General features: G+C 71.9%; 6 protein-coding genes and 1 pseudogene. 4 read left to right on the top strand and 3 right to left on the bottom strand.

Annotation, left to right across the window (positions count from 1 at the left end; translation table 11 throughout):
- Positions 1-436: 436 nt before the first annotated feature.
- A complete protein-coding gene (locus tag B7X32_RS16140; protein WP_292721858.1) occupies positions 437-790 on the top strand; it encodes a cupin domain-containing protein in 354 nt (117 codons plus the stop codon).
- A 169-nt stretch (positions 791-959) separates the two neighbouring features.
- On the opposite strand, the gene B7X32_RS16135 is transcribed toward B7X32_RS16140, so the two are convergent.
- Entirely contained in the window at positions 960-2,333 is a 1,374-nt protein-coding gene (locus tag B7X32_RS16135; RefSeq protein WP_292721855.1) for a DEAD/DEAH box helicase, read from the bottom strand.
- A gap of 240 nt (positions 2,334-2,573) precedes the next feature.
- Positions 2,574-3,971, bottom strand: coding sequence for an MFS transporter (locus tag B7X32_RS16130; protein ID WP_292721852.1), 1,398 nt, complete (start codon positions 3,969-3,971; stop codon positions 2,574-2,576).
- Between the two features lie 138 nt (positions 3,972-4,109).
- Between B7X32_RS16130 and B7X32_RS16125 the strand changes: the two genes are divergently transcribed.
- Complete coding sequence (locus tag B7X32_RS16125; RefSeq protein ID WP_292721849.1) at positions 4,110-4,679, top strand: TetR/AcrR family transcriptional regulator; 570 nt, start codon at positions 4,110-4,112, stop codon at positions 4,677-4,679.
- On the opposite strand, the gene dapD is transcribed toward B7X32_RS16125, so the two are convergent.
- Positions 4,676-5,629 (bottom strand): 2,3,4,5-tetrahydropyridine-2,6-dicarboxylate N-succinyltransferase, encoded by a 954-nt coding sequence (gene dapD, locus B7X32_RS16120; RefSeq protein ID WP_292721846.1) that lies wholly within the window; start codon positions 5,627-5,629, stop codon positions 4,676-4,678. The genes B7X32_RS16125 and dapD overlap by 4 nt on opposite strands.
- A 65-nt stretch (positions 5,630-5,694) precedes the next feature.
- On the opposite strand from dapD, the gene dapE reads away from it, so the two are divergent.
- A complete protein-coding gene (gene dapE, locus B7X32_RS16115) occupies positions 5,695-6,768 on the top strand; it encodes a succinyl-diaminopimelate desuccinylase (protein WP_292721843.1) in 1,074 nt (357 codons plus the stop codon).
- Positions 6,761-7,595, top strand: a pseudogene (locus tag B7X32_RS16110) (hypothetical protein); the annotation flags it as partial. The gene dapE and the pseudogene B7X32_RS16110, both read left to right, overlap by 8 nt.

Below are 7,595 nucleotides of genomic sequence, written 5' to 3'. Positions count from 1 at the left end.
TGGCTGGCGCAGTGGCGCGAGCTGAACTTCGACCCGCAGACCAAGATCGGCCGCCCGCAGCAGCTGTACACGGGTTCGCACGAGCGCGAGTTCCGCCGCAGCTGAGCGGGCGTGGCAGCGATGGGGGGAGGATCCGGATCGGATCCTCCCCCCATCGCTTTCCCGGTCGGGATCCCGCGGGGCGCAGGCTCTTGACGGCCGATTCCGGCGGGTGTAGGAATCACATGACTGGGGGCGGTGAGGACGGTCGAGGTCGACCTGACGACGCCGCGAGACGGTCGACGACGTGGGCTGGGCCCGTGGTCGCGATCCGCCGCAACGACGATGAGATTCAGGCGGCACGGACGGCGTCGGCCGCGTCCGTCGCGGTGTCATGGGCGTCCTGGGTGAGCGCTGCCGATGCCGCTCACCCGATCACCCTGTGGAAGGTGCTCTCATGTCCGACAAGCACAACATCGAGACGCCGCACGAGCGGCGCCCCTTCCAAGCCCACGGTCACATGGACGTCGTGACCCTGGGCGACTTCACGCTGGGACGTGGGGTCTTCGAGCCCGGCTGGCGGTGGTCGAACGACGTCAAGCCGATCGCGGGAACGGAGTCCTGCCAGACGCACCACACCGGGATCTGCCTCGAGGGGCGGATGACCGTGCGGTTCGATGACGGCACCGAGCTCGACATGGGCCCGGGGGATGTGGTCGATCTGAGTCCCGGGCACGACGCCTGGACGGTCGGCGACACCGCATGCGTCTTCGTCGACACGGGAGTGAAGGGATACGCAAAACCGGCGTGAATCACGACCCGCGGATCGTGGCTCACGCCGGCGCGGTCAACGTCCCGGCTGCTCTGACCGCGAGACTCCATCTGGGCGACGAGACTGCGCTTATTCAGCGCAGTCTCGTCGCGGAGTTGGAGTCTCGCGGTCAGGAAACGCGATCAGGGGACCGGATCAGGAGACCGGGTCAGCGGGCCGTCGGGGTGCCCTGGGGGCGCGACGAGCGGCGACGACGGCGACGGGCGGGCGCGGCGGGGGCGACGTCACCGGACGCGGATCCGGCGGCGCGGCGCTGTCCCTGCGGCTGCCGGTTCTGAGCCTGCGGTGCCGGCTTCTTCTTCGGAGCCTGGCGCTGCGGCTGCTGGACCGGCTTGGGCGCGGGCTTGACGTACGCGGCGGTCTCGCCGACGAGCTCCGCCACGACCGGGGAGGACGCCGAGACCGGCTCGATCGCCGCGGTGATCTTCGCCTTGCGCAGCAGGTCCTTCACGTCGCGGCGCTGCTCGGGGAGCAGCACGGTGACGACCGTGCCCGCCGCGCCCGCGCGCGCCGTGCGGCCGGAGCGGTGCAGGTACGCCTTGTGCTCGGCGGGCGGATCCACGTGCACGACGAGATCGACGTCGTCGACGTGCACGCCGCGGGCGGCCACGTCGGTCGCGACGAGCACGCGCACGCCGCCGTCGGCGGGATCTCCGGCGAACGCGGCGAGGTTGCGCTCGCGGGCGCCCTGGGAGAGGTTGCCGTGCAGGTCGACGGAGGGGATGCCGGCCGTGGTCAGCGCCTTGGCGAGCTTCTTGGCCTGGTGCTTGGTGCGCGTGAACAGGATGCGTCGTCCGGCGCCGGAGGCGAGCGTCTGCACGAGCACCTTCTTGACCTCGGCGTCTGCCACCTCGAGCACGCGGTGGGTCATCTCGCCCACCGGCACGCTGGACTCGTCGACCTCGTGGCTGACCGGGTTCGACAGGAAGCGGCGCGCGAGCACGTCGATGCCGTTGTCGAGGGTGGCGCTGAAGAGCAGGCGCTGGCCGTCCTTCGGCGTGGCGCTCAGGATGCGGGTGACGCCGGGCAGGAAGCCGAGGTCGGCCATGTGGTCGGCCTCGTCGAGCACGGTGGTCCGCACCTCGTCGAGGCGCACGACGCCCTGCTTCATGAGGTCTTCGAGGCGCCCGGGGCAGGCCACCACGATGTCGACGCCGCGGCGCAGCGCCTCCTCCTGGGGGCGCTGGCTCACTCCGCCGAAGACCGTGGTCACGCGCAGGTTCGCAGCCTTCGCCAGCGGCGCGATGGTGGCGGCGATCTGCGAGGCGAGCTCGCGGGTCGGCGCGAGGACGAGGCCGCGCGGGTGCTGCGGCCGAGCCTTGGCACCGGCCAGGCGTGCCACGAGCGGGATCGCGAAGGCGAGCGTCTTGCCGCTGCCGGTGCGGCCGCGGCCGAGCAGGTCGCGGCCGGCGAGGGAGTCGGGCAGGGTTCCCTGCTGGATCGGGAAGGCTTCGGTCTTGCCGTCGGCTTCGAGCACGGCGGCGAGCTCGGCGGGCACGCCGAGATCGAGGAAGGTAGGCATGGATATCTCCTGGACCGGATCGTCCGGCCGCATACGGGCGTCTGTTCGACGCGAGAGGTCGCCGCTCGAGAACCGGATCGCGAGGGGGAGCTGGGCTCCGCTTCCAGGGATACGATCCCTTTGACCTCGAAGAAGGCCAGAGGATCCGGGATGGCGACGAGATGCCGGAAGATCCGACATCCCGTCCATCTTATCCTGGATCCCCTGAGCCGTGGTTCAGGTCCCGACGAGCTCCTCGATTCAGGCCTCGACGAGCTCGGGGATCGGGGTGGCCGAAGTGGTCACCGCGGGGCGGGTGCGCACCGCCCACACGATCGCGCCCGCGAGGATCGTGGCGACCGCGACGAGCCCCCACGCGGTCGCGAAGCCGGAGCCGGTGCCGTGCGGGGCCTCGCCGAACACGATCGCGCCGGTCGCGGCCGAGCCGATCGCGGATCCGATCGTGCGGAGGTTCGCGTTGACGCCGGTCGCGACGCCCGTGACCGCCGCAGGCACGCTCTGCACGACGATTCCCGCCGAGGCGGCGTAGGCCAGTCCGCATCCGATCCCGAATCCGGCGCCCGCCAGTGCGAGCTGCCAGGGCGACGAGTGCGCGAGAGCGGCGGAGGCGCCGGAGAGGCCCATGAGCAGCGCACCGATCACCAGCAGGGTGCGCAGCGAGAGGATGCGGTTCAGCGCGCCGGTGGCGAAGCCGACGCCGCTCATGCCGATGAGCATCGGGACGAGCATCAGCCCGGCGTCGCGCACCGTGAGGCCAGAGCCGCCGGCGGACGCGGACAGCTCGAGGAACTGCGGCAGGTAGCCCCAGAACGCGAAGACGCCGGCCCCGATCAGGAGCGATGCGGCGTTCACCGGCCAGATCGCGGGGGAGGCCAGGAGGCGCAGATCCACGAGCGGCTCCTTCGCGCGGAGCTCGGAGACGATCCACGCGGAGAACGCGAGGACGGCGACGCCGAACAGGGCGAGCACGACCGGCGACGTCCAGCCCCAGCGCGAGCCGGTGCTGAGCGGCACGAGCAGCGCCACGAGCCAGGCGGACAGCAGCACGGAGGAGAGCGCGTTGACCCTTCCGCGTGCTCGGGCGCCGCTGTCGCGGACTGCGGCGAGGGTGAGGAAGGCGCCGAGGGCCGCCACCAGGAACGGCACGGCGAACGTGCCGCGCCAGCCGACGAGGTCGGCCAGCGGGCCGGCGAGCACCGTGCCTGCGGCGCCGCCGATGCCGATCACGGCGCTCACCACGCCGATCGCCCCGGTCACGCGCTCACGGGGCAGCGCGTCGCGCAGCAGGCCGTAGGCGAGGGGGAACAGCGCGCCGCCGACGCCCTGCAGCACGCGGGCGACGATGAGCACCTCGAGCGTCGGGGCGATCGCGGCCAGCACGTCGCCGGCCGCGGTGACGCCCAGGGTGATGAGAAAGGTCGTGCGCCGGCCGCGCAGGTCGCCGACGCGTCCGAGCGTCGGCGTCGCGACCGCGGCGGCGATGAGCCAGGCCGTCATGGTCCAGCTGGCCGCATCCGCGGTGACGCCGAACTCCGCCTGGATGAGCGGCACGAGGGGGATGACGAGGTTCTGAAGAAGTGCGATGGAGGAGACCGCCACGGCGATCGCGACCAGGATCGAGGTGGATGAGCGGGACATGAGTTCCCTTCCGGAGCCTGGAGAAGAGGGGTAAAGTGGAGGGAGACCTCCGAACGGAGGATGCCTCCGGATTGAGATTACCGGAGGGTCCCTCCGTTTTGCAAGAGGTCTTCCGAGACTTTTTGGAAGGACGGCACGATGGGCGGCCAGAACCGGGCGACGACGACGCTGGAGGAGCGTCGACCGCGCCGCGCCGACGCTGCGCGGAACTTCGACGCCCTCGTCGCCGCGGGGCGCGAGGCGTTCGCCGAGGACGGCTCCGGCGCCTCGCTCGAGGACATCGCCCGCCGCGCCGGCGTCGGCATCGGCACGCTGTACCGCAACTTCCCGACCAGGGACGACCTGATCGAGACCCTCTACCTCCGCGAGGTCGCCGCGCTCGCCGACGCGGCCGACGAGGTGGCCGACCTGCCGCCGTGGCAGGCGTTCGAGGCGTGGCTCGACCGCTTCATCGAGTACGTGGGCACCAAGCACGTGCTGCTCGACGGCCTGAACCGGGAGTCGACGGTGTTCGCGGAGTGCCGCGGCGTGATGCTGGGCGCGGGGGAGCCGCTGCTGCGGCGGGCTCAGGAGGACGGCGCCGTCAAGGCGGACGTCGCGATCGCCGACGTCGTCAAGCTCATCGCCGGCGTGAGCGCGGTCGCCTACGACGACGAGGAGCAGCGCCGCCGCGTGCTCGGCCTCGCGATCGGCTCGCTGCGCTCCTAGGCGTGCAGTGCCTCGTTGAGCGTGACGCCCACGCCGGCGCGGCGCACGGCCTCGACGGCGCCGGAGAGCGAGTTGCGGCGGAACAGGATCCCGTTCTGGCCGCTGAGCTCCGCACCCTTGACGACGGGGCGGCCGCCATCGGCCAGCGGGGCGCCGTCGGCCAGCACGATCTTCGTGCCCGCCGTGACGTAGAGCCCCGCCTCGACGATGCAGTCGTCGCCGAGGGAGATGCCGATGCCGGCGTTCGCGCCGAGCAGCGTGCGCGCGCCGATCGAGACGCGGTGGGTGCCTCCGCCGGACAGCGTGCCCATGATCGAGGAGCCGCCGCCGATGTCGGATCCGTCGCCGACGACGACGCCCTGCGAGATCCGGCCCTCGACCATGGAGGCGCCGAGCGTGCCGGCGTTGAAGTTCACGAAGCCCTCGTGCATGACGGTGGTGCCGGGAGCCAGGTGGGCGCCCAGGCGCACCCGGGAGGCGTCGGCGATGCGCACGCCCTCCGGAAGCACGTAGTCGGTGAGCCGCGGGAACTTGTCCACGCCGGAGATCTGGATCCCCGCGCGCTGCAGCAGCGGGCGCAGCCGCGCGGCGTCGTCCGGGAGCATCGGGCCGGCGCTGGTCCAGGCGACGTTGGGCAGGTGGCGGAAGACGCCGTCGAGGTTCAGCTCGTTGGGGCGCACCAGCAGGTGCGAGAGGGCCTGGAGGCGCAGGTACGCGTCGGCGGTGGAGGCCGGAGCGGCGTCGAGGTCGATCGAGAGCTGCACCGCCTCGATGGTGACGTTGCGGCGCTCATCCGGGCCCGCGAGTGCCTCGAAGGTCAGGGCGGAGGCCGCGAGGTCCGCCGCGGACGGCGCGATCGCGCTGATCTCGGGGAACCAGGCGTCCAGCACGGTGCCGTCGCCGGCGATGGTGGTCAGTCCGGAGCCGTGGATCATGCGCGCGTCGGTCATGCCTCCACGCTACCGAACACCCGCCCCCAGCTTCCCCTTCATGACGCGGCGCTAGGGTGGGGACCATGCCGCTCGATCTCACCGCCTCTGCGGCGGACATCACCCGCGCGATCTGCGACATCCCCAGCGTCTCGGGGGAGGAGAAGCCCCTCGCCGACCTGATCGAGGAGGCCGTGCGCGCACTCGGCCATCTCGAGGTGCTCCGCGACGGCAACACGATCGTCGCCCGCACGAACCTGGGCCGCGCGCAGCGCGTCGCGATCGCCGGGCACATCGACACGGTGCCGATCAACGCCAACGTGCCCACGCGCGACGTGGAGGTCGACGGCGAGGCCCTGATCTGGGGGCGCGGCACGGTCGACATGAAGGCGGGCGTCGCGGTGCAGCTCAAGCTCGCCGCGGAGCTCACGGAGCCCGTGGTCGACATCACCTGGATGTGGTACGACAACGAGGAGGTCGAGGCCGCCCGCAACGGCCTCAAGCTGCTCGCCGATCACCGGCCGGATCTCTTCGAGGCCGACTTCGCGATCCTCGGCGAACCCTCGAACGGCGAGGTCGAGGGCGGCTGCAACGGCACGCTGCGCGCGGTCGTGCGCACGACGGGCGTGCGCGCGCACTCGGCGCGCGCCTGGATCGGCGAGAACGCCATCCACCGTGCGGCGCCGATCCTGGCACGCCTGGCCGAGTACCGTCCGCGCGAGATCGCCGTCGACGGCCTGGAGTACCGCGAGGGGCTGAACGCGGTGCGGATCAGCGGCGGCATCGCCGGCAACGTGATCCCCGACGCCTGCGAGGTCGAGGTGAACTACCGCTTCGCCCCGAACAAGTCCGCGGCCGACGCCGAGGCGCATGTGCGCAACGTGTTCGCCGGGTTCGCGGTCGAGATCACCGACGTCGCCGAGGGCGCGCGCCCCGGCCTGGACGCCCCGATCGCACAGGAGTTCGTCGCCGCGGTCGGCGCGACGCCGAAGCCGAAGTACGGCTGGACCGATGTGGCGCGGTTCTCCGCGCTGGGCATCCCCGCGGTCAACTACGGGCCAGGGGATCCGCATCTCGCGCACCACGACGAGGAGCGGGTGCCGCTCTCCCAGATCACGGCCACCGAACGGGGCCTGCGTTCCTGGCTCAGCGGTGTCTGAGCTCGCCGCCACGGCGGTGCCCCGCCGACGCAACGCCGCCGCCGGGCCGCGATGGGCCGCCCGGTTCTACGCGCGGACGCCCGCCTGGGCGGGGATCCTCGCGATCTACGTCGGCGCCCGCCTGATCACCACCGGGCTGCTGCTGTGGGCCACCACGCTGTCGGGGGCATCAGGCTCGCGTTTCGGCCACGGGGCGTCGATCGCCTCCTTCGTGACCGGGTGGGACGCGCAGTGGTACTGGTACATCGTCGTGTACGGGTATCCGACGGTCCTGCCGCTCGGCCCGGACGGGCACATCACCCAGAACTCCTGGGCGTTCCTGCCGGTGTACCCGTGGGTCTCCCAGGTCTTCGCGCTCCCGTTCGGCAACGGCGGCTGGGGAGTCGGGGCCGCGCTCGTGTCCCTGGTGGCGGGATATCTCTGCTGCCTCGTGCTGTTCCGGATGATGCGCAATCGGATCGGCCGGATGGCGGCCGTCTGGACGGTCGTCTTCTTCGCCTCCGGCCCCTTGGGCGCGCTGTTCCAGGTCGGCTACGCCGAGGTCCTGAACATGCTGTTCCTGCTGCTCGCGCTGGACGGCCTGATCCGCCGCCGCTACGTGCGGCTCTATCCGCTGATCGTCCTGATGGGATTCACCCGCCCCGGCGTTCTGGCGTTCGCTCTCATGCTCGGCCTGATGCTCGTGGTGCGCTGGGTGCGGCGGAAGGCGGATCCGCTCGCCGGCCGCGAGATCGCGCACTACCTCGCCCTCGGCGCGCTCGGCGTCGTCGTGGGCTTCTCGTGGCAGGTGATCGCGGGGATCGCGACGGGCGTGCCGAACGCCTACC

Origin of the sequence: Microbacterium sp. 13-71-7 (assembly GCF_002257455.1) — a bacterium.
In the GTDB taxonomy this organism is placed as follows: Bacteria; Actinomycetota; Actinomycetes; order Actinomycetales; family Microbacteriaceae; genus Microbacterium.
Note: the sequence above shows the minus strand (reverse complement) of the source record. Positions and strands in the feature narration are given on the sequence as shown.

Coding starts and splice junctions, on each gene's coding strand:
- B7X32_RS16125 (WP_292721849.1), top strand. CDS start 4,110: ATGGGCGGCCAGAACCGGGCGACGACGACGCTGGAGGAGCGTCGACCG.
- B7X32_RS16140 (WP_292721858.1), top strand. CDS start 437: ATGTCCGACAAGCACAACATCGAGACGCCGCACGAGCGGCGCCCCTTC.
- dapD (WP_292721846.1), bottom strand. CDS start 5,629: ATGACCGACGCGCGCATGATCCACGGCTCCGGACTGACCACCATCGCC.
- B7X32_RS16130 (WP_292721852.1), bottom strand. CDS start 3,971: ATGTCCCGCTCATCCACCTCGATCCTGGTCGCGATCGCCGTGGCGGTC.
- dapE (WP_292721843.1), top strand. CDS start 5,695: ATGCCGCTCGATCTCACCGCCTCTGCGGCGGACATCACCCGCGCGATC.
- B7X32_RS16135 (WP_292721855.1), bottom strand. CDS start 2,333: ATGCCTACCTTCCTCGATCTCGGCGTGCCCGCCGAGCTCGCCGCCGTG.